General features: G+C 41.3%; 23 protein-coding genes and 1 other RNA gene. 10 read left to right on the top strand and 14 right to left on the bottom strand.

The window, feature by feature from the left end; translation table 11 throughout:
- Positions 1-156: 156 nt before the first annotated feature.
- Positions 157-1,332, bottom strand: a complete 1,176-nt coding sequence (gene galK / locus J3P43_RS08840; RefSeq protein ID WP_255901283.1) for a galactokinase — start codon at positions 1,330-1,332, stop codon at positions 157-159.
- Between the two features lie 287 nt (positions 1,333-1,619).
- Between galK and J3P43_RS08835 the strand changes: the two genes are divergently transcribed.
- Positions 1,620-2,471, top strand: a complete 852-nt coding sequence (locus J3P43_RS08835; protein ID WP_255901282.1) for a TerC family protein — start codon at positions 1,620-1,622, stop codon at positions 2,469-2,471.
- Between the two features lie 96 nt (positions 2,472-2,567).
- Complete coding sequence (locus J3P43_RS08830) at positions 2,568-3,455, top strand: polysaccharide deacetylase family protein (protein WP_255901281.1); 888 nt, start codon at positions 2,568-2,570, stop codon at positions 3,453-3,455.
- A 79-nt stretch (positions 3,456-3,534) separates the two neighbouring features.
- Here the strand turns inward: J3P43_RS08830 and J3P43_RS08825 are convergent, their stop codons facing one another.
- Positions 3,535-3,672, bottom strand: a complete 138-nt coding sequence (locus J3P43_RS08825; protein ID WP_255901279.1) for a hypothetical protein — start codon at positions 3,670-3,672, stop codon at positions 3,535-3,537.
- 51 nt (positions 3,673-3,723) lie between these two features.
- Between J3P43_RS08825 and J3P43_RS08820 the strand changes: the two genes are divergently transcribed.
- The gene (locus J3P43_RS08820; RefSeq protein WP_255901278.1) at positions 3,724-5,643 is read left to right on the top strand and encodes a glucosamine-6-phosphate deaminase; all 1,920 of its coding nucleotides are present in this window, start codon (positions 3,724-3,726) and stop codon (positions 5,641-5,643) included.
- On the opposite strand, the gene J3P43_RS08815 is transcribed toward J3P43_RS08820, so the two are convergent.
- The 4 genes from J3P43_RS08815 to J3P43_RS08800 all read right to left on the bottom strand — a co-directional run bounded on the left by J3P43_RS08815 (position 5,640) and on the right by J3P43_RS08800 (position 9,755).
- Positions 5,640-7,547, bottom strand: coding sequence for an AMP-dependent synthetase/ligase (locus J3P43_RS08815; protein WP_255901276.1), 1,908 nt, complete (start codon positions 7,545-7,547; stop codon positions 5,640-5,642). The genes J3P43_RS08820 and J3P43_RS08815 overlap by 4 nt on opposite strands.
- 87 nt (positions 7,548-7,634) lie before the next feature.
- Complete coding sequence (locus J3P43_RS08810; protein WP_255901274.1) at positions 7,635-7,961, bottom strand: HesB/IscA family protein; 327 nt, start codon at positions 7,959-7,961, stop codon at positions 7,635-7,637.
- Positions 7,962-8,046: 85 nt separating this feature from the next.
- Complete coding sequence (gene iscU / locus J3P43_RS08805) at positions 8,047-8,460, bottom strand: Fe-S cluster assembly scaffold IscU (RefSeq protein WP_255901273.1); 414 nt, start codon at positions 8,458-8,460, stop codon at positions 8,047-8,049.
- Between the two features lie 83 nt (positions 8,461-8,543).
- Positions 8,544-9,755 (bottom strand): IscS subfamily cysteine desulfurase, encoded by a 1,212-nt coding sequence (locus tag J3P43_RS08800; protein ID WP_255901271.1) that lies wholly within the window; start codon positions 9,753-9,755, stop codon positions 8,544-8,546.
- Between the two features lie 109 nt (positions 9,756-9,864).
- Here J3P43_RS08800 and mce point away from each other — a divergent pair, with 109 nt between their 5' ends.
- From mce to J3P43_RS08765, 7 genes are all read left to right on the top strand, one after another.
- On the top strand, positions 9,865-10,266 hold the full coding sequence (mce, locus tag J3P43_RS08795; protein ID WP_255901269.1) for a methylmalonyl-CoA epimerase: 402 nt from the start codon (positions 9,865-9,867) through the stop codon (positions 10,264-10,266).
- A gap of 62 nt (positions 10,267-10,328) precedes the next feature.
- A complete protein-coding gene (locus J3P43_RS08790) occupies positions 10,329-10,577 on the top strand; it encodes a type B 50S ribosomal protein L31 (RefSeq protein WP_255901268.1) in 249 nt (82 codons plus the stop codon).
- Between the two features lie 62 nt (positions 10,578-10,639).
- A complete protein-coding gene (locus tag J3P43_RS08785; protein ID WP_255901267.1) occupies positions 10,640-11,818 on the top strand; it encodes a GlmU family protein in 1,179 nt (392 codons plus the stop codon).
- A 9-nt stretch (positions 11,819-11,827) separates the two neighbouring features.
- On the top strand, positions 11,828-12,595 hold the full coding sequence (gene tpiA / locus J3P43_RS08780; protein WP_255901264.1) for a triose-phosphate isomerase: 768 nt from the start codon (positions 11,828-11,830) through the stop codon (positions 12,593-12,595).
- A gap of 3 nt (positions 12,596-12,598) precedes the next feature.
- Positions 12,599-13,438, top strand: coding sequence for a 50S ribosomal protein L11 methyltransferase (prmA, locus tag J3P43_RS08775; protein ID WP_255901263.1), 840 nt, complete (start codon positions 12,599-12,601; stop codon positions 13,436-13,438).
- Positions 13,439-13,499: 61 nt separating this feature from the next.
- The gene (locus J3P43_RS08770) at positions 13,500-14,858 is read left to right on the top strand and encodes a UDP-N-acetylmuramate--L-alanine ligase (RefSeq protein ID WP_255901262.1); all 1,359 of its coding nucleotides are present in this window, start codon (positions 13,500-13,502) and stop codon (positions 14,856-14,858) included.
- 21 nt (positions 14,859-14,879) lie between these two features.
- A complete protein-coding gene (locus J3P43_RS08765; RefSeq protein ID WP_255901261.1) occupies positions 14,880-15,221 on the top strand; it encodes a helix-turn-helix domain-containing protein in 342 nt (113 codons plus the stop codon).
- Positions 15,222-15,255: 34 nt separating this feature from the next.
- Here the strand turns inward: J3P43_RS08765 and J3P43_RS08760 are convergent, their stop codons facing one another.
- The 8 genes from J3P43_RS08760 to ffs all read right to left on the bottom strand — a co-directional run bounded on the left by J3P43_RS08760 (position 15,256) and on the right by ffs (position 23,361).
- A complete protein-coding gene (locus tag J3P43_RS08760; protein ID WP_255902323.1) occupies positions 15,256-16,377 on the bottom strand; it encodes a GNAT family N-acetyltransferase in 1,122 nt (373 codons plus the stop codon).
- A gap of 67 nt (positions 16,378-16,444) precedes the next feature.
- Complete coding sequence (locus J3P43_RS08755; protein ID WP_255901259.1) at positions 16,445-16,615, bottom strand: hypothetical protein; 171 nt, start codon at positions 16,613-16,615, stop codon at positions 16,445-16,447.
- A gap of 74 nt (positions 16,616-16,689) precedes the next feature.
- Entirely contained in the window at positions 16,690-17,250 is a 561-nt protein-coding gene (gene scpB / locus J3P43_RS08750; RefSeq protein WP_255901258.1) for an SMC-Scp complex subunit ScpB, read from the bottom strand.
- 221 nt (positions 17,251-17,471) lie between these two features.
- Entirely contained in the window at positions 17,472-20,393 is a 2,922-nt protein-coding gene (locus tag J3P43_RS08745; protein WP_255901257.1) for a ligand-binding sensor domain-containing protein, read from the bottom strand.
- Entirely contained in the window at positions 20,390-21,178 is a 789-nt protein-coding gene (locus J3P43_RS08740; protein WP_255901255.1) for a LytR/AlgR family response regulator transcription factor, read from the bottom strand. Before J3P43_RS08740 ends, J3P43_RS08745 begins: the two co-directional genes overlap by 4 nt.
- A 45-nt stretch (positions 21,179-21,223) precedes the next feature.
- Positions 21,224-22,348, bottom strand: a complete 1,125-nt coding sequence (gene mqnC, locus J3P43_RS08735) for a cyclic dehypoxanthinyl futalosine synthase (RefSeq protein ID WP_255901254.1) — start codon at positions 22,346-22,348, stop codon at positions 21,224-21,226.
- A 147-nt stretch (positions 22,349-22,495) separates the two neighbouring features.
- Positions 22,496-23,158, bottom strand: a complete 663-nt coding sequence (gene fsa / locus J3P43_RS08730) for a fructose-6-phosphate aldolase (protein ID WP_255901253.1) — start codon at positions 23,156-23,158, stop codon at positions 22,496-22,498.
- 105 nt (positions 23,159-23,263) lie between these two features.
- Positions 23,264-23,361: signal recognition particle sRNA small type (gene ffs, locus J3P43_RS08725), an RNA gene on the bottom strand.
- Positions 23,362-23,389 lie beyond the last annotated feature (28 nt).

Genomic DNA, 23,389 nt, shown 5'->3' with positions numbered 1-23,389 from the left:
TCCATCCCGGTAATAAGTCGCTTTGCTTTACTCTGTTTATTCAGTTAATGCCTTTGTGATAAATGGAAAAGGGTTTTAATACTCAAACCTTACCACTTTTTTTTTCAAAAAAAACCCTCAAGCAAGGCTTGAGGGTTTTACTATGTAAAGCAAAAATTAGTTTGCCTCGGCAAGCGCCGGTTTTACTTCTTCTGTACCATTACCTATCGAGGTGTGGTAAACTTTCAGTTCTTTTTTAAACCTTGCACGATATTCGTTTTTAACCTGTTCGCTAATCGCGTCGGCAAGATCACTCTTGATCAGATTGATGGTACATCCGCCAAATCCGGCGCCCATCATTCTTGATCCCAGCACGCCGACGATTTGTTGGGTAGTTTCGACCAGAAAATCGCACTCATCGCAACTTACTTCATACAAATCTTTTAGTCCGTAATGCGTGTCAAACATATGCTTTCCAACTGCTTCAAAATCATCGGTTTCAAGTGCTTTACAAACTTCTTCGAGCCGCTCAATCTCCTGGATAACATACAGGCAACGTTTAAAAACCACATCGCTAACAGGTTTGACATACTTGTTAAGCATATCTTCTGTAATATCGGGTAATCCATTAACCTGCGGTTCATGTTTTTTTACAAGCGCAACACCGTTCTGGCATTGTTCGCGCCGTTCGTTATAGGCTGAGGTCACCAAATGATGCTTTATTCCGGTATCAAAAAGAACAATTTTAATGTCTTTAGCGGTAAAAGGGATGTAGTAATGTTCTTCGGTGCTGCAGTTGAGCTTAATCAGGTGTCCTTCTTTTCCAAACAAACTTGCAAACTGGTCCATCAATCCACAATGTACGCCCACATAATTATGCTCGGCAGCTTGAGCAATCTTTGCTATTTCTAGCTTTGAGAAACCGAAGTCGAATAATTGATTTAACGCAAAGGCGGTAGCGCAGGTAATTGATGCAGATGATGATAAGCCTGCAGCGAGTGGAATATCACCTCCAAATACGATGTTTATCCCGGTCATGCTTTTCCCTGCCTTTTGAAATTCGTTAATTACGCCAAGTAAGTAGTTTGGCCACAATTTCCAGGCCGGTTCTAGTTTAATTAGCGAAGCAGAAAATTGATCGCTGTAATCTGCTGCATAGATATTTATTTCGCTGTCGCTTCTTGTGCCTACGGCCAGGTACATGTACTTGTTAATCGCAGCAGGAAGAACAGGGCCTAAATTGTAATCAGTATGTTCGCCGATAATGTTCACCCGTCCCGGAGAACGAACCATTAAAGGTTCTGACTTATGCATTTGCTGATAGAGTTCGGCGATTTTTTCTGGTTTTCCCATGTTTATTGTGATTTTAACGATTTGGTTTATATGCAACGTGGTCGCAGGCTTTTTTTACTGAATTTTGGAGGTAAATGTTACAGCGAATAGAAGGAACAACATGATTGTCGATTTTGGAAGGATGTTAAGCGATTTGTAAGTGGTTGATTCTGATGGGATTATTTTTCAAACCCGGAACGTTTCTTCGGAGCCCTATTTATTTGCTGATTAAATTAATACGGAAGCCCTAGTTCTGCTGCCAAACTCTGATATTTGCGCAAAAAAAGCCGCCAGGCGCAAAGTAAATAATGGACTTTTTACACACGATACTTGGAAATGATATTGAAGCGGGCTTGCTAATCATTTTAAATCTTATTGTCATCGAAAGTTTGCTTTCTGTAGACAACGCTGCAGTTTTAGCCACTATGGTTCTTGATTTGCCGAAGGAACAGCGGCAACGCGCATTGAAATACGGAATCATCGGCGCATATGTATTCAGAGGTATTTGTCTGGTGATAGCCAGCTGGCTGGTTACTGTTTGGTTTTTGAAACCTTTGGGTGGATTGTATTTGTTATGGCTTGCATTTGATTATTTTAAAGGCAAGAATAGTGTGCCAAAAGAAGAAGAAGTGATAAACAAGGAAAGAAGCTGGATCTATCGCTCTACTGTTGGCCTTATGGGACCTTTCTGGTCGACCGTTGCCCTGGTTGAAATAATGGATCTGGCGTTTTCTATCGATAATGTTTTCGCCGCGGTGGCATTTACAGACCATATGCCTCTGATCTATATCGGAGTTTTTATCGGAATATTGGCTATGCGTTTTGTTGCACAGGGCTTTGTTAAACTGATGGAGAGGTTCCCCTTTCTCGAAACCATTGCTTTTATAGTGATCGGAGTGCTCGGCTTAAAACTACTGTCATCGCTTTTTACCCATTACGCCGGTGGAACTGCGCTGGCGGAATTTCTTGAAAGTGAGAAATTAGACTTGCTTGTTTCTATTTTCACTGTTTCGATATTTGTATTGCCGGTTCTGACTTCGCATCTTTTTAATTTTCCAAGGAAAACTATCGGCGATGCTGAACTTTCTCACTCGGCCGAATCGGTTCTTGAGAACCAGGATGAAATTATGATGCAATCCGACGACGATAAAACTCCTTGACCCGAATAAGCTCTCTGGAATCAAACAAAAAGTAATTTTTCTTCTTTTGTGATAGCAATGTTTTCTGCTATTTTGTAGACGCTCAAAACTAAATTTATGTTGAAACGGACTTCGTACCTTCTACTTCTTATTGTTTTTTTTATTACAAGCGCTTGTCAGCAAAGCGATTCTAAATCTTCTTCTGGGGATAGTTCGGGTTTAGATAGTGCAGCCGCAATACCGGCGGGCAATGAGGAGGCGAGTTCTCGTGCAGCTTCGAAAGATCGTAAGCCCGCAGATGCCGCGACAATACTTGCCAGGAAAGAGGTTCCAATACTTTGCTATCACCAAATAAGGGATTGGAAAAGCTCTGATTCGCAAACCGCCAGAGATTACATAACTCCGGTTAATACCTTTAAAGCTCACATGAAAATGCTTGCCGACAGCGGCTATCATTCGGTTTTACCCGATCAGGTTTATAATTATCTGGTTTACGGCGATCCGCTTCCTCCAAAACCGGTGATGCTCACTTTCGACGATACCGATTTAGATCAGTTTACGGTTGCCGCACCTGAGATGAAAAAATATGGCTTTAAAGCGGTTTATTTTATCATGACGGTATCTATTGGCCGGAGAGGGAAGGTGAAATACATGAACAGCGATGAAATCAAGCAGTTGTCTGATGCCGGCAATGTGATCGGAAGCCATACTTACGATCATAAAAACGTGAAGAAATACCAGGCCGAAGACTGGCCCATTCAGATAGATAAGCCTACCAAGCGCTTGAAAGAAATTACGGGTAAAGAGATAGAATATTTTGCTTATCCTTTCGGCCTTTGGAATAAAGAAGCTATACCCGAGTTAAAAAAGCGAGGCTTTAAGGCTGCCTTTATTTTATCCACAAAGCGCGATGAAAACGATCCACTGTTTACTATCAGAAGAATTATTGCAAGTGGCTTTTGGTCGGCGAAGTCGCTGCACAATAGCATGATCAACAGTTTTTAAGAATCGGGAACCAGCCCGGTTTTACTGGATTGTCACCGATTCGGCTTCACGAGAAGGGGAGTTACGCTGATTTTTTTGCTTATGAATGCTTAGTAGCCGGTAAACTGCCTTCAGCCAGACGAGCACTAACGGCGATTGAGCACAGGGCAGTACTTCGTTCTTCTGCCGCCATTATCTCTTCAAACCACTTCTCAGGTATAATGTTATACCAAAACATACTAAAGTTAAAAGGTGAATTCTATATTTATCTTTATTAACCCTAAGTGCTATGCGCCGTTTAAATCTGCTGGAAGAAACCCGTTTTGAGAAACTTCCTGTGACCGTTTTCCCTAATCAAAAAGTGGCTGCGAAAGAAGTGGCCGGCCGGATCGCCAATTTAATAAGAAAAAAGCAGGCTACAGGTGAAAATGCCGTTTTAGGGCTTGCTACCGGAGTTACTCCTATCGATGTTTATCAGGAGCTGATTCGCCTGCATCGTGAAGATGGGTTAAGCTTTAAAAATGTAGTTACCTTCAATCTCGACGAGTATTACCCCATGAAACCCTTCGCAGAGCAAAGCTATGTTCGTTTCATGAATGAAAACTTGTTCGATTATATAGATATCGATAAAGCTAATGTGCACGTACCTGATGGAACTTTGCCTCTGGAACAGATACAGCAATATTGTCTGGAATATGAACGTAAAATAAGCGAGCAGGGAGGTTTAGATTTACAGATCCTGGGAATTGGCCGTACCGGACACATCGGATTTAATGAGCCCGGTTCGGCACCGAACTCCGGTACCCGGCTGGTTACTTTGGATGATCTGACAAGAAGCGATGCCGCCCGTGATTTTGGCGGTAAAGAAAATGTTCCGACAAAGGCCATCACCATGGGGATCGGTACTATCTTTAAAGCAAGAGAAATTATCCTGATGGCCTGGAACACCAAAAAAGCGCCTATTATAAAAAAGGCGGTAGAGGGTGAAATTTCTTCCGAGGTGCCTGCAACCTATCTTCAACAATCGGATAAAGTTGAATTTATCCTGGATCAGGACGCGGCTTCAGAGCTTACCCGGTTTAATACGCCCTGGTTGGTGAGAGATTGTGTGTGGGACGAGGCTCTGATAAAAAAAGCGGTAATCTGGCTGTCTGATACGGTGAAGAGGCCCATTTTAAAGTTAGTAGAAGAAGACTATAATAACAACGGGATGGCGCAGCTTGCCACCGAAAGAGGTCCGGTTTACGATATAAACATCCGAATTTTTAATCTTATTCAACACACCATATCCGGATGGCCCGGTGGAAAACCAGATGCGGACGATAGCCAGCGACCCGAGCGGGCGACTCCTTCTTCCAAGCGATGCCTTCTTTTCTCCCCGCATCCGGATGACGATGTGATTTCGATGGGCGGGACGTTTATGCGACTTGTGGATCAGGGGCATGAAGTACATGTGGCTTATCAGACCTCGGGCAATACAGCTGTTTGGGACGACGATGCCTTGAGGTATGTTGAGTTTGTAAGAGATTTTACCAAATCCATTAGCTGTGACTCTACCGGCTTAGAATCGATCTATACAGCAATGCGCCAGTTCATCGAATCGAAGCAGCCCAATCAGCCAGATATCCCTGAATTGCAGACAGTGAAGGGTTTGATTAGAAAGGGGGAAGCTATTGCCGGAGCAAGGTTCGCCGGAGTTCTTGACGAGAATATGCATTTTATGGCATTGCCCTTCTACGAGCGTGCTAAGGTAGAAAAGCCTAGAAATTACGAAGATGATATTAATCTTACGATAGACTTGCTTCAAAAAATTAAACCCCATCAGATTTATGCCGCCGGCGACTTCGCAGATCCGCACGGAACGCACAAGGTCTGTTTTGATATAATTCTTGAGGCTCTTAAGCGGCTAAAAACCACTGAAAAATGGGTTGAAGATTGCTGGCTATGGTTGTACCGTGGGGCCTGGCAGGAATTTGACATCCACGAGATAGAGATGGCTGTTCCGCTATCGCCGAAGCAGGTGCTGAAAAAAAGGTATGCAATATTCAAACACCAGTCGCAAAAAGACCGCCCCGTTTTTCCAGGAGAAGACAAACGGGAATTTTGGGTTAGGGCCGAGGAGCGCACCCGCGAAACCGCTCGGGCTTATGATCGGCTGGGAATGGCCGAATACGAAGCTATCGAAGCGTTTGTAAGGTGGCGCTTTTAGTTCCAATCATCGCCCGACAGATACATTTTGTCGACCGGTTCGGAATATTTTTTCTCAATGATTTTGCGTTTCGCCTTCATCGAGGGCGTTAATTCACCGTCTTCAATACTAAATGGCTTGCGCTTAATGATAAAGTTTTTAATCCGTTCAAACTTTGCAAGTTCATTAGATAGCCTCTGAATGTCTGCAGTAAGCCATTCGCGAATCTCCCGATCATCAATAAATATTTCTGGCCTTGCAAAGAATTCTTCCCGAAGTCCGAAAACTTCCTGAAGAGTTTCTTTAGGAGGCACTATGATGGCGGTAATGAATTCTCTTTTATCACCAATCAGGAAGATTTGCTCAATTTTCGGACTTTTCAGATAAGTATTTTCAACCGGAGTAGGGTAGATGTTTTTGCCATAGGCGTTCACCAGCATATTTTTTATCCGGTCGGTTATCTTTAGGTTTCCTCTGTAGAATCTACCTATATCGCCGGTATGAAACCATCCGTCCTGATCGATCACTTGTTCCGTCTCTTCGGGTTTGTTCCAATAGCCTTTCATTACACAATGCCCTCTTACCAATATCTCGCCCTCTTCGCATTCGAATTTTTCATTAAAGGAATTGTGAGTTTGAACAGTGAGTAGTTCTTTAGACTCGACATCTTGAATGGCTATCTCGATACGAGGGATAACCCGGCCAACAGTGCCGAAAATTTGCCGGTGATGCTCGGTAATGGCTACTATCGGAGATGTTTCTGTCAGGCCATATCCTTCAAGTACCTTGATGCCGAGGTTGCCGAAAAATTCGCCCACATTTTTAGGTAAGGCAGCGCCTCCAGAGTCAAAAAACTTAAGCCTGCCCCCGGTTTTTGCTTTTATCTTGTTAAAGACTAATTTATCTGCCAGGGTTTTCTGAGCCGAAAGTAGAAGCCCCGGTTTTTGTCCTGATTCAGCAACCTCCCGGTATTTTTTTCCCACGTCCAGAGCCCATAGAAATATTTTTGCTTTTGCTCCACCATCCTGCGTCCCGGTTTTTATAGCCTTGTCATGGATCCGTTCAAGTAAGCGTGGCACGCAGTTCATAATAGTCGGCCTCACTTCTGCCATGTTTTTTGCCAGGAGGTCAAGGCTTTGAGCAAAGGCTATTTTGCATCCGCCCCACAGGCAAACGTGATAGGTTGCAGTGCGTTCAAATACATGCGACAGGGGTAGAAAAGACAGGAATATGTCGCGTTTGTCAACTACAGGAATCTGCTCCAGAGAGGCTCTTACGTTCTCGATAAAATTTTGATGGGTAAGCATCACGCCCTTGGGAATTCCGGTGGTTCCAGAGGTATAGATCAATGATGACAGGTCTGTTGGCAAAATACTTTCCCTTGCGCTTTCTATAGCCTTCCTGTGTTCCGGCAGGCATCGTTCTCCTTCACTGATAACCGAGGCCAAGGAAATTGTCCCCGCATTGACATAACTGCTTTGAATGTGTTTCTGGTAGTCTTCAAAGATGGGGATAATCCGGATCAGTTCAGGGCAGTTATTGGCAATCTTCAGAATCTTCTTTAATAAGAAAGGGTTGCCCACAAGCAAAGTCCTTACCTGAGCGTCATTAAGAATGTATTCAATCTCATTTTCTGTAAGTGTGGGATATATGGATACATTCACTCCGCCTATCTGCTGCAGAGCCTGGTCGTAGAATATATATTCAGGGGAGTTTTCAAGTATGAACCCAATTCTGTCGCCTTTTTTTATCCCGATGTCAAGCAAGTAAGATGAAATGGCATCGGCGGTATCAATAGTTTCTCCATAAGTAATGTCTACCCATTGCTCGTCTTTTTTGTGCATTAAAAATGGAGCATCCAATGGGTGCATAGTCGAAACAATATGCCGCAATAATTTCGGGACAGTATCAGGCCTTGAATTCATTTCTTTGGTTAGTGATAACAAGTATACAGATTTATACCTAAACAGAAAAAGGGGCATAAGCCCCTTTTTGTTGTAAGTTTTTATAAATTATACCGAGAAGCTTTCCCCGCATCCGCAAGTACGACTTGCGTTTGGATTATGGAAGTTAAAACCTTTACCGTTCAATCCGTCAGAGAAGTCTAATTCTGTGCCCGCCAGGTATAGAAATGATTTCATGTCTAAAGCCATTCTAACACCTTTATCTTCGAAGAACTGGTCGCCTGGTTTTTCTTCATTATCAAAATCAAGTTTGTAAGATAAACCTGAACAGCCACCCCCTTGCACAGATACTCTCAAAAAATATGAAGTATCCAGATCTGAGCCTTGCATCAGTTCGGTAACTTTTTCTTTTGCTTTATCTGTTACTGTAACCATTTTTTATTAAGATTTAAGATGTAAGAGTCAAGATACAAGACTTACGATTCATCTTGCTTCTCAAATCTTGCTTCTTGATTTACCTTTAGTGGTGTGATTTCTCAGCCACTAACGCTTCTAAGCCATTTTTAACGCGGTAATCGTTAATTGCAGCTTTGATAGCATCTTCTGCTAAAACCGAGCAATGTATTTTAACCGGTGGCAGGGCTAGTTCTTCAACAATGTCCATATTGTCGATTGCCATTGCGTCGTCAATGCTTTTTCCTTTTAGCCACTCTGTAGCTAAAGATGAAGAAGCGATTGCAGAACCACAACCAAAAGTTTTAAATTTTGCATCAGTAATTACGTTGTTTGCATCAACCTCGATTTGCAGACGCATTACGTCTCCGCACTCGGGTGCGCCAACCAGACCAGTACCCACGTTTGTTTTGCTTTTATCAAGCGTTCCTACGTTTCTTGGGTTGGTATAATGATCGATAACTTTATCTGAGTAAGCCATGGCTTTAAATTTTAATTATAAATTTTGTTATAACTCCTGATTCCATTTGCATATCTGCACATCAAACCATTTGCGTATTTTCTTTAGTGTTCAACCCACTCTACTTTATCCAGATCAATACCTTCTTTAAACATTTCCCACAAAGGAGAAAGGTCGCGAAGGTGATTTACTGCTTTCTTTGTTTGTTCAATAGCAAAATCCACTTCCTCTTCGGTAGTGAATCTTCCTAGACCAAAACGTATCGAAGAGTGTGCCAAGTCGTCTGATAAACCCAAACTTTTTAATACATAAGATGGCTCTAAAGACGCTGATGTACAGGCAGAACCTGATGAAACGGCCATGTCTTTCATTGCCATCATCAAACCCTCTCCCTCAACATATTTGAAAGAGATATTTGCCACATGTGGAAGTCTGTACTCGCGATTCCCGTTTACATAGCTTTCTTCAAGTGTTGTTAGAGAACTCTCAAGTTTATCGCGCAAAGCGGATAAACGTTTTGATTCCTCTGCCATTTCTAATTGGCAAAGTTCACATGCTTTCCCAAATCCCACGATACCAGGTACGTTCAATGTTCCCGAACGCATTCCACGCTCGTGGCCACCTCCGTCCATTTGTGCTGTAACTTTAACCCTTGGGTTTTTTCTGCGTACATATAATGCACCAACCCCTTTCGGGCCGTACATTTTATGTGCCGAGAAAGACATTAAGTCAATTCCGTCTGCATTTACATCAACCGGAATTTTACCAACTGCCTGAGTTGCGTCAGTGAAAAATAATGCGCCGCGTTTATGTGCTATTGCTGATATTTCCTTGATAGGCTGGATAACCCCAATCTCGTTGTTGCCATACATAATTGCAACAAGGATAGTTTTGTCGGTGATCGCATTCTCTAATTCCTGAAGATCAATCAGACCATCTGATTTTACCTGAAGATAGGTTACCTCGGCCCCAAGTTTCTCAATGTGTTTACATGCATCAAGCACTGCTTTGTGCTCTGTAGTACAAGTAATGATGTGATTGCCTTTATCTTTGTACATCTCGAAAACGCCCTTTAAAGCAAGGTTATTCGCTTCTGTGGCGCCTGACGTAAAGATTATTTCCTTTTCATTTGCACCAATGAGTTTCGCAACTTGTTCACGTGCATAGTCAACTCCTTCTTCAGCCGCCCAGCCAAATGGGTGATTCCTGCTGGCAGCGTTACCGAATTTTTGCGTAAAATAAGGTATCATTGCCTCCAGTACCCTTGGGTCCATCGGTGTAGTGGCATTGTTGTCTAAATATATCGGGAGATTCATATCTAAAAACTATATTTAATATCTACAAAGATAAGCAAAAACTTTTAGCCCAGGTATCAATAATATCTATGCTAATATAGACAGAAAGTCATTTTTTAGTAGTTACGACATGTTAAAAATAGAACATATTGGCATCGCAGTTAAGAGTATCTCGTATTCTTCAGTACTTTACGAAAAAATTTTGGGTGTGCCGAGTTATAAACAGGAAGAGGTAAGCGCAGAGGGGGTGATAACAGAATTTTTCAAAGCAGGCGAGGACAAAATCGAGTTACTGGAGGCCACTGCGGCGGATAGTCCGATAGCCAGGTTTATTGAGAAAAAAGGTGAAGGCATACATCATATTGCCTTTGCTGTCGATAACATTTATGACGAAATGAAACGGTTAAAAAATGAGGGTTTTACACTGCTGTCTGATGTGCCCAGAAGAGGCGCTGACAATAAATTAATCTGCTTCGTTCATCCTAAAGATGCATCGGGAGTGCTTATTGAGCTCTGTCAGGAAATTATTTGAATTCTATTTTGATTACTAAGCTATTTGTACTTATATTTGCACCTCTTAAAAAGGAATGAACCATGAAGGCTGATTTGCATCCAAAAAATTATAGATTGGTAGTTTTTAAAGATATGTCTAACGACTATTCTTTCCTAACCAAATCTTGCATAGAATCAAAAGAAACTATCAAATACGAAGATGGTAATGAATATCCTCTAATCAAATTAGAGATTTCTCACACATCTCATCCGTTCTATACCGGTAAAATGAAGCTGGTAGATACAGCCGGACGTATCGATAAGTTCCGTTCTCGCTACAACAAAAAATAAATTTAATCCAAAATAAATCCAAAGTCCCGGTATACGCCGGGACTTTTTTTATTTTTGCCCGCATGAGTATCATTCTTTTCGATGATTCTGCCCGGGAATCATTATTCCCTCTTACCTTTACGCGACCAGTAGCTGATCTAAGGATTGGTATTCTTACTATAGCCGAAAAATGGGCAAAGCATTTCAAAACGGCCACATCATTTCTTACTACAGATTATTTACAGGAAAAATTTCCAGGCGCTGCATTTGCAAGCGGGCTCGTGATAAATGGTTCTGTATGCCCTAATCCGGCTTTGCTTGACGCAGTCAATAAGCTGGAAGAAGGGGATGTTTTAATTAATGGTAATGTCGTTATTGCTCTAAAAGGAAACGGCGATGCTAAGGCGCTTCTTTCCGATATTTCCGCTTATCGAAAAGTCGAATTTCAATATGAATTTAACAGGATAGTATACCCGGAAGATATCTTCAGGCTAAATGATGCAGAGCTCAAAAGCGATTTCACATTACTTACCACCGGTCGCACTTCCTCACCGTTAGGCAGCAGCAACATAATATTAGGCGATGATATTTTCGCAGAGGATGGTGCATCTGCAGAATGCTCAACCTTCAATACTAAAGCCGGCCCGATTTACCTAGGCGCTAATTCTGAAGTGTGGGAAGGTACGCATATACGTGGCTCCTTTGCCCTCTGCAATAATTCTCAGGTAAAAATGGGAGCAAAGATTTATGGTATGACCACCATTGGTCCCTATTGCCGGGTCGGAGGGGAGATAAATAATTCAGTGATTCATAGTTACTCATCAAAAGGCCACGAAGGGTTTTTAGGGCACGCTGTATTAGGCGAGTGGTGTAACATCGGCGCCGACAGCAACAATTCGAATTTAAAGAATAACTACGCCGAAGTAAAGCTCTGGGACTATAACAAAAAGAATTTCCGTAAAACCGGGATGCAGTTTTGCGGACTTGTTATGGCTGATCACGCGAAATGTGGAATCAATACCATGTTCAATACCGGTACGGTAGTGGGTGTAAGTGCCAACGTTTTTGGCTCAGGATACCCACGAAATTTTATCCCCGATTTTGCCTGGGGCGGGGCACAGGGCTTCGAGCTGTACGCCCTCAATAAAGTATTTGAAACTGCCGAAAAGGTCTACGAACGTCGTGAAAGGGTGTTTGACGACATGGAACGAAGTTTACTAAGTCATGTTTTTGAATTAACAAAATCATATAGAAATTTTTAAAACGATATAATGAGAAAAAAAATAGTTGCCGGTAACTGGAAAATGAATATGGATTACACTTCGGGATTAACCTTGTTTTCTGAAGTTTTAAACATGGTAGCCGACGAAGCAAAAGGAGATCAGGAAGTAATTGTTTGCCCTCCGTATGTTTATATACACAGTCTGGCGCAACTTGCAAAAAATAGCTCGCGTGTAAGCATTGGGGCGCAAAACTGTCACCAGGCCGAGTCTGGCGCTTTTACCGGAGAGATATCCGCAAATATGCTTGGTTCTGTTGGCGCAGCTTATGTGATCCTGGGTCATTCAGAACGACGTCAGTACTTCGGAGAAACAAATCAAACACTGGCCGCAAAGGTTGATGCTGCTCTTAAAGCGGGTTTGAAGCCTGTTTTTTGCATCGGTGAAACTTTAGAAGAGCGCAACCAAAATATCCATTTTGATCTGATCAAAAATCAGTTATCAGAAGGTGTGTTCCATTTGTCAGCAGAAGAATTTGCCAAAATTGTCATCGCATACGAGCCGGTTTGGGCGATAGGAACCGGTGTTACTGCCACATCAGATCAGGCACAGGAGATCCACGCCTTTATCCGTAAGGAGATTGCTGTCAGATACGGTGTGCAGACAGCTGACAATACTACTATCTTATACGGCGGAAGCTGTAATCCTAAAAACGCGGCCGAACTGTTTGCTCAGCCGGACATTGATGGCGGCTTAATAGGGGGTGCTTCATTAAAGTCAAGAGATTTCACTGACATTGTTAAAGCTTTTAATTCCTAGTACTTGAACTATTTCGAAGTTGCTTTTACAATAAACTCAGAAGAAGAGTATCAGAGAGACCTGCTTATTAACGCTTTGGGCGAGGCAGGTTTCGATACCTTTGAGGAAACGTCTGCAGGGTTTAACGCTTACATCCCTGCAGATTCATTTGATGAAAATGTTTTTCTTCACGCTCTTAACACCTACCAGGACGTTTTTTCCTTTACCTGGGAAAAAACTGAAGTGCCACAAAAAAACTGGAACGAGGTATGGGAAAGTAACTTCGAACCCCTTATAATAAAGGATAAATGTTACGTTCGCGCTACCTTTCATGAGCCAAAGGTTCAATATCCTCTTGAAATTGTAGTTGATCCCAAAATGGCGTTTGGAACAGGACATCATCAAACTACCACCATGATGATGGAATTTATCCTTGAGGAAGATTTTGCCGCTAAGCGAATTCTGGATATGGGAGCAGGCACAGGTATTCTGGCAATACTGGCAGCTAAGCGTGGGGCAAAAAATATCACAGCCATCGATTACGATCCTGTTTGTTACGACAGTATTCTTGAAAACTCTCGTTTAAACAACACTCCATTCGACGAGGTTTTGTGTGGTTCTAAAGAAATCATACCGGATAAGCAGTATGATATCATCCTTGCCAATATCAACCGAAACATTCTTCTTGATCAAATGGGGAAATATGCAGAGGTTTTAGTCCCTGGAGGTCAAATTTATTTAAGCGGTTTTTACGAAGCCGATTTGGAAATTTTATCACCCGAAATGAACAAGTTGAAAATGTTATATGTTAAGCATAAAACATTAGATGATTGGTGTGCGGTAAAATTTTTAAAACAAACGTAAAAGAAATTCCTTTTTTCTGTATCTTATTAACTTTGATAAGATTTATTACTAGTTAAACTTAATGCGTTTACATTTAATTGCTATTGGCGGCAGTGCGATGCATAATATGGCCATTGCACTATCACTGAAAGGACATATAGTAACTGGTTCGGATGACGCTATTTATGAGCCCTCCAGAACCCGCCTGGCCCGGCATAAAATTCTGCCTGAACAGATGGGCTGGTTTCCAGAGAATATCACTGCGGATATTGACGCGGTTATTTTAGGGATGCATGCCCGTGCGGATAATCCTGAGCTGGTAAAAGCGCAGGAACTGGGCTTGAAAGTGTATTCTTATCCTGAGTATATCTATGAGCAGTCGAAGGAGAAAATCAGGGTAGTTATTGGAGGTAGTCACGGTAAAACCACCATTACCTCTATGATTTTGCATGTATTAAATGCCTGCAATACAGAATTTGACTATTTGGTAGGTGCTCAACTGGAAGGATTCGACACTATGGTGAAGATTTCGGATGCTCCCGTAATGGTGATAGAAGGTGATGAATATCTGGCTTCGCCAATTGATCGCCGACCTAAATTTCATTTATATCGTGCTAATATCGGGGTTATAAGTGGGATTGCCTGGGATCATATTAATGTGTTTCCAACATTTGAATCATATATAGAGCAGTTTAAAATTTTTCTTAAGACGATTGAAACTGGCGGAACTATTATTTACAACACCGAGGATTCCGTGGTCAGGGATCTTGTTGAATCTTCGACTGAATCTATCATTAAAACTCCTTATCAGACCAGTCCTAATTTTACTAAAGATGGTATAACTTATCTGGAGGTCGGAGGTCAATCGATTCCGCTAATGGTGTTCGGAGATCACAATCTGCAGAATCTAGAGGCTGCAAGGGGCGTATGTAATGCTTTGGGTATTAGTGATGTATCTTTTAACGGCGCTATTCGAACCTTTAAAGGTGCAGCAAAACGATTGGAACTATTAGGTAAAAATGACTATACCGCCGTTTACAAAGATTTTGCACATTCTCCTTCTAAATTGCGGGCTACCCTAAATGCTGTTAAACAGCAATATCCGGATCGGGAGCTTGTCGCCGTCATGGAGTTGCATACATTTAGCAGTTTAAACAAGGAATTTCTGAGCGAATATAAAGGTTGCATGGATAATGCGGATACAGCCGTTGTATTCATAAACAGACGCACATTTGAACAGAAAAATATGGTGCCTTACGACGAAAACCAAGTTATAGAGGCCTTTGATAACGATAAGTTAATTTTTTTCAACAATTCAGAAATATTGGTCGAATTTTTGAGTTATATTAATTATAAGAGTAAAAACTTGCTTCTTATGAGTTCGGGTGATTTCGGAGGTGTAGATCTAAACATGCTCGCGAATAAAGCTTTAACAACATAGGAACTTAAACTTTAAGGGTAAATGAAAACATTAGGTAAAAAGATTAGACTTCTAAGGCATCAAAAAGGATGGAGCCAGGAGGATGTGGCGAAAAGGTTAGATATATCGATTCCTGCTTTCTCTAAAATTGAAACAGGAATTACGGATATTAATCTATCAAGATTGGAACAGATATCAAAGTTATTTGATATGACAGTGGTACAATTACTTACATACAACGATACCGAGCAGCAGGAAAAATATATTTCTGAATTGGAAACTATGACTAAAAAGCTGCAGGAACGTGAAACAGAAGTGATTGATTTGCAAAAAAAAATTATCAATCTTTTCGAAGAATTAAGACGTTCCAAAGTAATGGCATAAAAATGAGCTGTCTCCCCGCAGAGACAGCCTCATTTTAATTGAACATCTTCCTCATAGTTACATGCTTTTTCGCAAAAGCAGCTCCGGTAGCTTCGTGAATTGCAAGCATCTTATCGTTAAAATCTCCTACCCAGGATAATTCGCACTCTTCGTATCGATTTAACGGAAGCACATACTCCTTAAGTTTAATGAACAGGGCTGATTCGAGTCCATGTTTCTGATATGCTTTTTTCGTGCCCATTACTACTGCACGTATTCTTGTAACTCCTTTCCATCGATAATAAAGAAATTTTAGCTTCTCAGTCAGGCCGAGTTTTCCTTTTAATGGTTTGATGATTTGATTTGCATCCGGAAGCATAACAATAAAAGCCGCAGGTTCGTCCTCTACATAGGCAAACCAGATAAGTTTCTCATCCATAATGGCCTTCATTTTTTTGAAGCTCTCGAAAACAGTTGCTTTATCCATCGGCACAAAGTTTGGAAAGTCGCTCCAAGCATCATTATAAACTTCGAGAAGATCAGAAGCAAATTGATGTATTTTTTTGCTCTCGAAATGCTTAAATGTATATCCTGGTTTTTTAGAAACCCATTCTGCAATTTTTGTGAATCGCTCGGGGAAGGGCTTGTTCACCTGTAGATGATTTGTTATTTGTTCGTATTGGGGCATAAATCCATAGGACTCAAAGAGCGCCTTGTAATATGGGGGATTATAATTCATCCCGTAAGAGGGGTGAGTAAACCCTTCTATCAGCAATCCCCAGAAGGTGTCATTTTCGCCGAAATTTATGGGCCCATCCATTGCCTCCATTCCGCGTGCTTTCAACCAGTTTTGAGCTGTGTCGAAAAGTGTAAAAGCAACAGATTGGTCGTCAATGCATTCGAAAAAGCCAACCCCGCCAGTAGGCTGCGGAAAGGTGTGTGCTTTTTTATCATTCACAAAGGCTGCTATCCGACCGATTGTTTTTCCTTCATCGTCTTTCGCAATCCAGCGGGTAATGCTGCCATGTTGATGAAAATTATTCTGGCGGGGATCGAATACCTTTTCAATGTCTTTATCTAAGGGGCATACCCAAACAGGGTCGTTCTTATAGATTTCTCTGGCCAGGTCTAAAAATTCTTTAACGTCTTTCTTGTCTTTTACTTCAGTAACTCCCATTTGCAATTGGCTTGATATAAAAAAAGCATTCAGTAGGCTGAATGCTTCCACTTAAAGTTAATTAATGTTAATAATCATCGTCGTCGTCATCTAAGGAATCCAGGTCCTCAAAGCCAGATAAATCATCTAAGGATGTGTCAAAATCATCATCTTCATCAGCCAGCGGACGCTTGTCCGCAATTGGGTCGTTAGAGTGTTTAGCGCTATCGGTATCGAACTTTTTCTTTGGCGTTTTCATCGTTTGTTGATTATTGCGTACTATAAAAATAATAAGATTTTCAAAAGTATTGTAATATTTCCTTTCAATTAAAATTAATCTTGCTTTTCCCCTATTTCGTTTGTATTGGCTTGAAAATCATTTATTTGCGGTAGTTCGGTGCTGTTTTTTATTCCAAAATAATCCATAAACAAGGAGCTTGTACTGTACAGGAGCGGTTTTCCGACGGATTCGGCTTTTCCCGAAATCACGATAAGTTCTTTGTCGAGAAGTTTCTGGATGGTATAATCGCAATTCACTCCGCGTATCTGCTCTATTTCAAGTTTGGTAATGGGTTGTCTGTAGGCTATTATCGCCAAAGTTTCTATGGCCGCCTGACTCAGCTTTTTCTTGGAGCGTTGAATCTGTAACTGATTGATAACGGGATAATATGCCTTTTTGGTCAGGAATTGATATCCCTCATTCAGTTCGGTAAGTTCAATGGCAAACTCTGGATTGCTATATTTCTCTTTTATTTGCTCGATATGTCTGAGTATCAGTTCTTCGGAGCCAGGCTGTTCATTAGCCGCATTCAATACCAGCTGTATTTCTGATACAGATATACTTTGCGAAGATGCAAAGATTAGCGCTTCTATGTATAATTCCAGATTTTCCAAGAAGCGCAAATTTAATAAAAACGAAGTTTAGAGAAGGGTATAAAACAAAAAAGCGGTGAAACTTTTGGGAAGTTCCAGCCGCTAAACACACACTTAGATAATAATATTTTTAAAAAGTTTACCTTAAAATAGATTCGCAATGATATCTAATACAATAATAGATATAGTTTGGGTTCTGTTAAAAAGTATTGAGTTATCGGTAGGCCTTATTGAGTTAACGGTTAAATTGCTATCAAAATAGTAACTCTGGTGCCTGATTTTTCTACTTGCTGGACATCCAGCTGAATAGGAGCATCGAACTTGTTCAATAAATTAATGCGCTCCTGCGTGAGCTCCATTCCGCGGCTGATATGGTCGTTTGTTTTCAACTTATATGAATTATCTATCCCTATTCCGTCATCCTCGATGCAGATATGCAGCAGATTAGGCTCGGGCTGTTTTATCACAATCCATATATTACCCTCGGTTTCTTTCGGCATTATGCCGTGCCAAATGGCATTTTCGACGAATGGCTGAAGTAACATAGAAGGAATAAACGTTTCCTCTCTATCTATTTCTGGGTCGGTGTCGATCACATACTTCAACTTGTTACCAAACCGTAGCTTCTCGAGCGCAAGATAAAGGCTTAGATAGGATAGTTCTTCTTCAAGTGATATATAGCTTTTATTGCAAATCTCGAGGTTTTTACGAATCAGTCTTGCAAAGCCGGTAAGTAACTGATTCGCCATTACGGTATCTTTAGTATTGATGAAATGTTGAATCGAATTCATTACATTAAAAATGAAATGTGGATTCATCATGGCCTGAAGAGCTTGTTGTTCCAAAGCGATGATTTTGGTCTTGGCAAGTAATCTCTCCCGCTCTTTAATTCGCTTCCGCTTGTAGAAAGTATTGATCAAAAAAAACAGTGCGGGGCCGAGAATGATAATTGCCAGAAAAATAAACCAGGGGGTCTTCCAGATAGGAGGTTTAATTACAAAATCGAACAAAATGGGCTTGCTCCAGCCACTATTTATTCCTTTTGCCCTTATTTGCAAATGATATTCGCCTGATTCAAGCGAGCCAAACTCAATGGTGTTATTAGTTGTGAGGGTCCATGGCAGGTCATCCTTCAATCTGTATTCATAAATAATTTGGTCGGGGTTGTTAAAATCTATACCTATAAAATTGACGGTTAGATTGTTCGACCTGTAGTTGAGTTCTGTTTTTTCCGCAAGATCAATTATTTCATTATTGATAAGGATGTAGTTTAAATTCAGGGGAATTGCTTTCTTTTTTCGCGCTTTCATATGCACCCCGAAAATTGACAGTCCGCCGTTAGAAGCTACGTATATTGATCCTTTATCTGTAAGTGCATCATTAATCTCGTTTGATAGAAGCCCATTCTCTTTATGATAATTGTCTATTGCCTTTAAATCTTTTGAGACCTTGCTTATTCCCTTTCCGGTGATAACCCACAAGTAACCGTCGGCATAAAAAACCTTTTTACAAATATTACTGCCCAGCCCGTCTTTTGTGGTAACCGTTCTCACCAATTTTGAGTCTTTCAAAATGAAAACCCCGAACCCATAACTGGCACACGCTATGGTCTTATCCGGGAGCTCGGTGATGTCTGTTATTCTTTGTTTGAGTTGATTATCGTTTTGATATAGCTTTGTAAGCTTGTTTCTATACTGGTACTGCAGGCCATTAATGTTAGAAAACCATAATCTCTCGGCCGAATCGTAAAAAACTGTGTAGGCTCTCGAAGGAAAATGTAAAGATGGATTGCTAAGATTGGGGCTTTCGAAAATAAGCTCAGCATTTTTGTTCTCCAGAATATCCACCCCGGCGGCAAGTGCAATGGCAAGTTTTCCGCTTTTGCTTATACTGAATGACTTGAGAGCATACATCAAATTGTCCCTTTCCCTTAGGTATCTGATGGTTTTGTTGTCTGATTTGATTTCTCCTAATGTGTTGTTTGACGCAAACCATATCGATTGGTTTTGCTGATCATAGAACAGTTTTTTTATTGGATTATAAGAGGATTCGGCGTTTTTTAGAGGTTTTAAAAGTATCTCGTTTCCCTTAATGATATTTAGGTTGCCATTCTTTAAACCGAGAACCAGTCTTTCGTCCGGGGTCTTTACCAGGCTATAGATAGAGTTGTCGCTCAGTCCGTTGCTTACCGTGTAATGCTGCATTTTTCTCGCCAGCTCGGGCAGCATATAAACACCATTTCCGATGGTAGAAATCCAAATGTTTCCATCGATGTCTAAAAGGCCATGGGTAATATATTTTCCAGGCAAAAGGTGCTGCGAAGCTGTGTTGGACGAATCGCTTACAATGTAAACACCGTTTCCGACGGTGTTAATCCAGGTATTTTTATCGTTATCGAAAAAGAAATTACTAATTCCATTTCTCATTATTTCTTCCGGAACCTTCCGTTTAAGAACCCAGTTTTCTCCGTTGTTTTCTACAAACCCAGCTTTCGATATAAACGATAAGGTTTTAGTTTTTGGGTCGTAAAAACAGGCTTTTGCCGAAAGAGGATAATGTTCTGAATGTAACCGGGTGAAATTTTGATTGTTATATTTATAGATATTGCTACGGTTCAGAATTAGTATTTCAGACCGCTTGTTCTCGGCGATAAAGGATGTGGTGAGGTATTGCCTGTCGGAAGAGAAAATTTCCACGTCCTCGCCGTCAATCATAACCACTTCCCGTTGGTTTGTGGAGAACCAAAGCCGGTGTTTTGAATCTTCGAAGAAGGAAACAAAACTCGCTTTGCAAAACGCTTTTTGTAATACAGCTGTATTTTCGGTATTGTGAAACTTATTGTTAAGATAATAGCTCAGCTTTCCGTTTAACGTTAAGAACCAGATCCTTCCCTTAGAATCTTCCCTGATTTGAAGTACCTCATTGTCTGATAGCCCATCATCCATGGTGAACGTCTGGAAGTTTTGTCCATCATATCTGTTTACGCCGGTTTCTGTTGCAAACCAAATGAAGCCTTTCGAGTCCTGATGAATATAATAAACGGTGGAGTTAGCCAATCCGTTATTAACAGTATAATTCCTGAAGTTTAACGTTTGCGCAGCGAGGCTGCCAGGGCTACCGAGGCAGCTTATGAAGAATATGAAGATGTAAAGGCTCTTTTTCAATTCTTACTTGTTTTTTTCTGCAAATACTCGCGTACCCTTTCCTGGAATTCGGCAGAACGTCGTCTGGATACGGGTAGCGTAATATTGTTTTCGAGAATCACTTCGAGGCCATGTTTGTTTGAATAACTAACAACATAATTAAGGTTAATGATAGCCGACTTGTGAATACGGGCAAAATCGGCAGTATCCAATATATCTTCAAACTCTTTCAACGGCTTGGAAATTACCAGCTTGCCTCCGTCACGTAAATGAAACACCGAATAATTGCTGTCGGCTTCTATATAGAAAATATTACTTGTGTCGATAATATGAAACCCGTGTGTATGAGGTAGTGTGATTTTATCAATTTTATTCCGGTTGTTAAGGTTTTCGCTAAGGGTGTTTAAGGATGGATTTATTAGCTCGTCAGAAGATTTCATCGCTTCTTTACGGGCGATCGATTTCTGCACGGCCACTTTAAGCTCAACGATGTCAATGGGTTTTAATAAGTAGTCTACTGCGCTGGCTTTAAGTGCTTTAAGCGCGTACTGATCAAATGCAGTAATAAAGACTACGAGTATGTTGTGCTTTTCAATTACCGGAAGCAATTCAAAACCATTCTCCTTGGGCATGGCGATATCAAGAAAAACCAGATCAAATGAATTTTCTTCAATGATTTTCCGGGCTTCAGCTACCGATCCGGCAATGCCTCCAATGGTTATCTCAGGACAGTTCTCCTGTAATAAAAAGTAAAGCGATTTCCTGCTGTATTCTTCATCGTCTACGATAAGTGCATGTAATGGCATAGGTAATTCTAAGGAATTTTACCTAAAACTCATAATCTAAAATGATTAATAATTGATCGTTTGCTGCACCAGTTGCGAAGGCATTTCTCTGAATTCGTATTTCTGTGTTCTTAATTGAGGCTCAAACCCGGCTTCACGGATAGACTGCTGAATGCCGTCAGATGTAAATCGGTGAGGCGCACCGGCAGCGCTTACCACATTTTCTTCGAGCATGATCGATCCAAAGTCGTTTGCGCCGGCATGCAGGCAGATCTGAGCCACCTGTTTCCCTACTGTTAACCACGATGCCTGGATATTCTTTATGTTTGGAAGCATGATCCTGCTAAGGGCTATCATCCGGATATATTCATCCGCTGTAACCTCGTTGGTAATTCCTCTGACACGTTTCAGAAGCGTACCATCGTCCTGAAAAGGCCAGGGAATGAATGCGATAAATCCATAAGCTCCCTCAGGCTTTTCAGATTGAACCTGGCGAATCCAAACAAGATGCTCAAAACGCTCTTCAATTGTTTCCACATGCCCAAACATCATCGTAGCGGAGGTGGGGATGTTCAACTGATGGCAGGCCCGCATCACATCCAGCCATTCTTGACCACCGCATTTGCCTTTGGAGATCAGCCTTCGAACCCTGTCGTTAAGAATTTCTGCTCCGGCTCCGGGTAAAGAATCGAGGCCGGCAGCTACTAGTGATTTTAATACTTCCGTATGACTTAGTCCTTCAAGTTTTGCTATGTGAGCAATTTCGGGAGGACCTAAAGAATGGAGTTTTAAAGTTGGATATAGTTCTTTAAGTTGCTTAAATAGGTCGACGTAAAATTTGAGGCCCAGATCCGGATGATGTCCGCCCTGAAGCAACAATTGATCGCCGCCAAACTTAAACGTTTCTTCAATTTTTTGCTTGTAAGTTTCTATATCCGTAATGTAGCTGTCTTCATGTCCGGGCCGGCGAAAGAAGTTGCAAAACTTGCAGTTAGCAATGCAAACATTGGTAGTGTTTACATTCCGGTCTATTTGCCAGGTAACCTTTCCGTGGGGGACTTGCTGTTTGCGAAGTTCGTTAGCGGCGTACATGAGGTCGGCAGTAGCTGCATTATGGAATAAAAACACACCTTCGTCAATGGATAGGAATTCGTAAGCCAGCGCTCGCTGTAGAAGATTCTGGACGTTCATCAATACAAAGATAAATAGTGTTTACTTGCTTTGTGTATCAATATTGTCTTCTTTTTTGGGAAGGAAGTCGGGGAGGGGCTTGCAGAAGAGAGAATAAAAACGGAACATTGTTTGAATATTTGTCAAATAATGTTCCGTTTTGTGTTTCTAAACGCTGGCGGCGGCTTTAGCGTGGTCTGCTAAAAATTGAGCCAGACCGCTGTCTGTTAAAGGATGCTTTAACAAAGCGGCAATAGCGGATAGGGGAGCGGTAACTACGTCGGCTCCAATTTTTGCACAGTTGATGATATGCATTGGGTGACGGGCGGAAGCCGCGAGTATTTGGGTGGTATAACCGTAATTGTCAAAAATTAAGCGGATATCTTCAATTAACGTCAGTCCGTCTGTAGATACATCGTCTAAACGGCCGATAAACGGAGAAACATAAGTTGCTCCCGCTTTTGCCGCTAATAAGGCTTGTCCGGCAGAAAAAACCAGGGTGCAATTTGTTTTAATGCCCTTCGACGTGAAATATTTTATCGCTTTTACGCCGTCTTTAATCATCGGCACCTTTACTACAATTTGCGGATGTAATTTGGCAAGAGCTTCGCCTTCGGCAATCATCTCATCAACTGTAGTTGAAATAACCTCTGCGCTTACATCGCCATCTGTAATCTCACAAATTGCCTTATAGTGTTTAATTACATTGTCGTGGCCAGTAATTCCTTCTTTAGCCATCAGGCTGGGATTAGTCGTTACACCATCCAAAACACCCATATCATGGGCCTCTTTAATTTGAGCAAGGTTTGCTGTATCAATAAAAAACTTCATCGTATTAGGTTGTTATAAATTGTCGGTTTGACACTTAATGTTAATTCTGCTAAGCTAAGAAAAATTTTAGATCAAATTATGAAAAATAGACAGAAGAGAAAAAAAGTGGGCTAGCACCTTCTATCGCACCGCTACAACTCTCTACCCTTGCTGCGTTCCCACCCTGGGGGAGTTCAAGAGGAGCTGATCGTAGAAGACTAACCCGGCGCAAAAGTAGCATTTTTTGCCAAT

The sequence above is a fragment of the Paradesertivirga mongoliensis genome (assembly GCF_024436395.1).
Classification (GTDB): Bacteria; Bacteroidota; Bacteroidia; order Sphingobacteriales; family Sphingobacteriaceae; genus Paradesertivirga; species Paradesertivirga mongoliensis.
The sequence above is the reverse complement of the archived record's forward strand: the minus strand, read 5'-3'. Positions and strand labels throughout refer to the sequence as shown.

Bases quoted from the DNA above. Each gene is read 5' to 3' on its own strand.
- galK (WP_255901283.1), bottom strand. From the start codon at position 1,332: ATGGGAAAACCAGAAAAAATCGCCGAACTCTATCAGCAAATGCATAAG.
- J3P43_RS08835 (WP_255901282.1), top strand. From the start codon at position 1,620: ATGGACTTTTTACACACGATACTTGGAAATGATATTGAAGCGGGCTTG.
- J3P43_RS08830 (WP_255901281.1), top strand. From the start codon at position 2,568: ATGTTGAAACGGACTTCGTACCTTCTACTTCTTATTGTTTTTTTTATT.
- J3P43_RS08825 (WP_255901279.1), bottom strand. From the start codon at position 3,672: ATGTTTTGGTATAACATTATACCTGAGAAGTGGTTTGAAGAGATAATG.
- J3P43_RS08820 (WP_255901278.1), top strand. From the start codon at position 3,724: ATGCGCCGTTTAAATCTGCTGGAAGAAACCCGTTTTGAGAAACTTCCT.
- J3P43_RS08815 (WP_255901276.1), bottom strand. From the start codon at position 7,547: ATGAATTCAAGGCCTGATACTGTCCCGAAATTATTGCGGCATATTGTT.
- J3P43_RS08810 (WP_255901274.1), bottom strand. From the start codon at position 7,961: ATGGTTACAGTAACAGATAAAGCAAAAGAAAAAGTTACCGAACTGATG.
- iscU (WP_255901273.1), bottom strand. From the start codon at position 8,460: ATGGCTTACTCAGATAAAGTTATCGATCATTATACCAACCCAAGAAAC.
- J3P43_RS08800 (WP_255901271.1), bottom strand. From the start codon at position 9,755: ATGAATCTCCCGATATATTTAGACAACAATGCCACTACACCGATGGAC.
- mce (WP_255901269.1), top strand. From the start codon at position 9,865: ATGTTAAAAATAGAACATATTGGCATCGCAGTTAAGAGTATCTCGTAT.
- J3P43_RS08790 (WP_255901268.1), top strand. From the start codon at position 10,329: ATGAAGGCTGATTTGCATCCAAAAAATTATAGATTGGTAGTTTTTAAA.
- J3P43_RS08785 (WP_255901267.1), top strand. From the start codon at position 10,640: ATGAGTATCATTCTTTTCGATGATTCTGCCCGGGAATCATTATTCCCT.
- tpiA (WP_255901264.1), top strand. From the start codon at position 11,828: ATGAGAAAAAAAATAGTTGCCGGTAACTGGAAAATGAATATGGATTAC.
- J3P43_RS08770 (WP_255901262.1), top strand. From the start codon at position 13,500: ATGCGTTTACATTTAATTGCTATTGGCGGCAGTGCGATGCATAATATG.
- J3P43_RS08765 (WP_255901261.1), top strand. From the start codon at position 14,880: ATGAAAACATTAGGTAAAAAGATTAGACTTCTAAGGCATCAAAAAGGA.
- J3P43_RS08760 (WP_255902323.1), bottom strand. From the start codon at position 16,377: ATGGGAGTTACTGAAGTAAAAGACAAGAAAGACGTTAAAGAATTTTTA.
- J3P43_RS08755 (WP_255901259.1), bottom strand. From the start codon at position 16,615: ATGAAAACGCCAAAGAAAAAGTTCGATACCGATAGCGCTAAACACTCT.
- J3P43_RS08740 (WP_255901255.1), bottom strand. From the start codon at position 21,178: ATGCCATTACATGCACTTATCGTAGACGATGAAGAATACAGCAGGAAA.
- mqnC (WP_255901254.1), bottom strand. From the start codon at position 22,348: ATGAACGTCCAGAATCTTCTACAGCGAGCGCTGGCTTACGAATTCCTA.
- fsa (WP_255901253.1), bottom strand. From the start codon at position 23,158: ATGAAGTTTTTTATTGATACAGCAAACCTTGCTCAAATTAAAGAGGCC.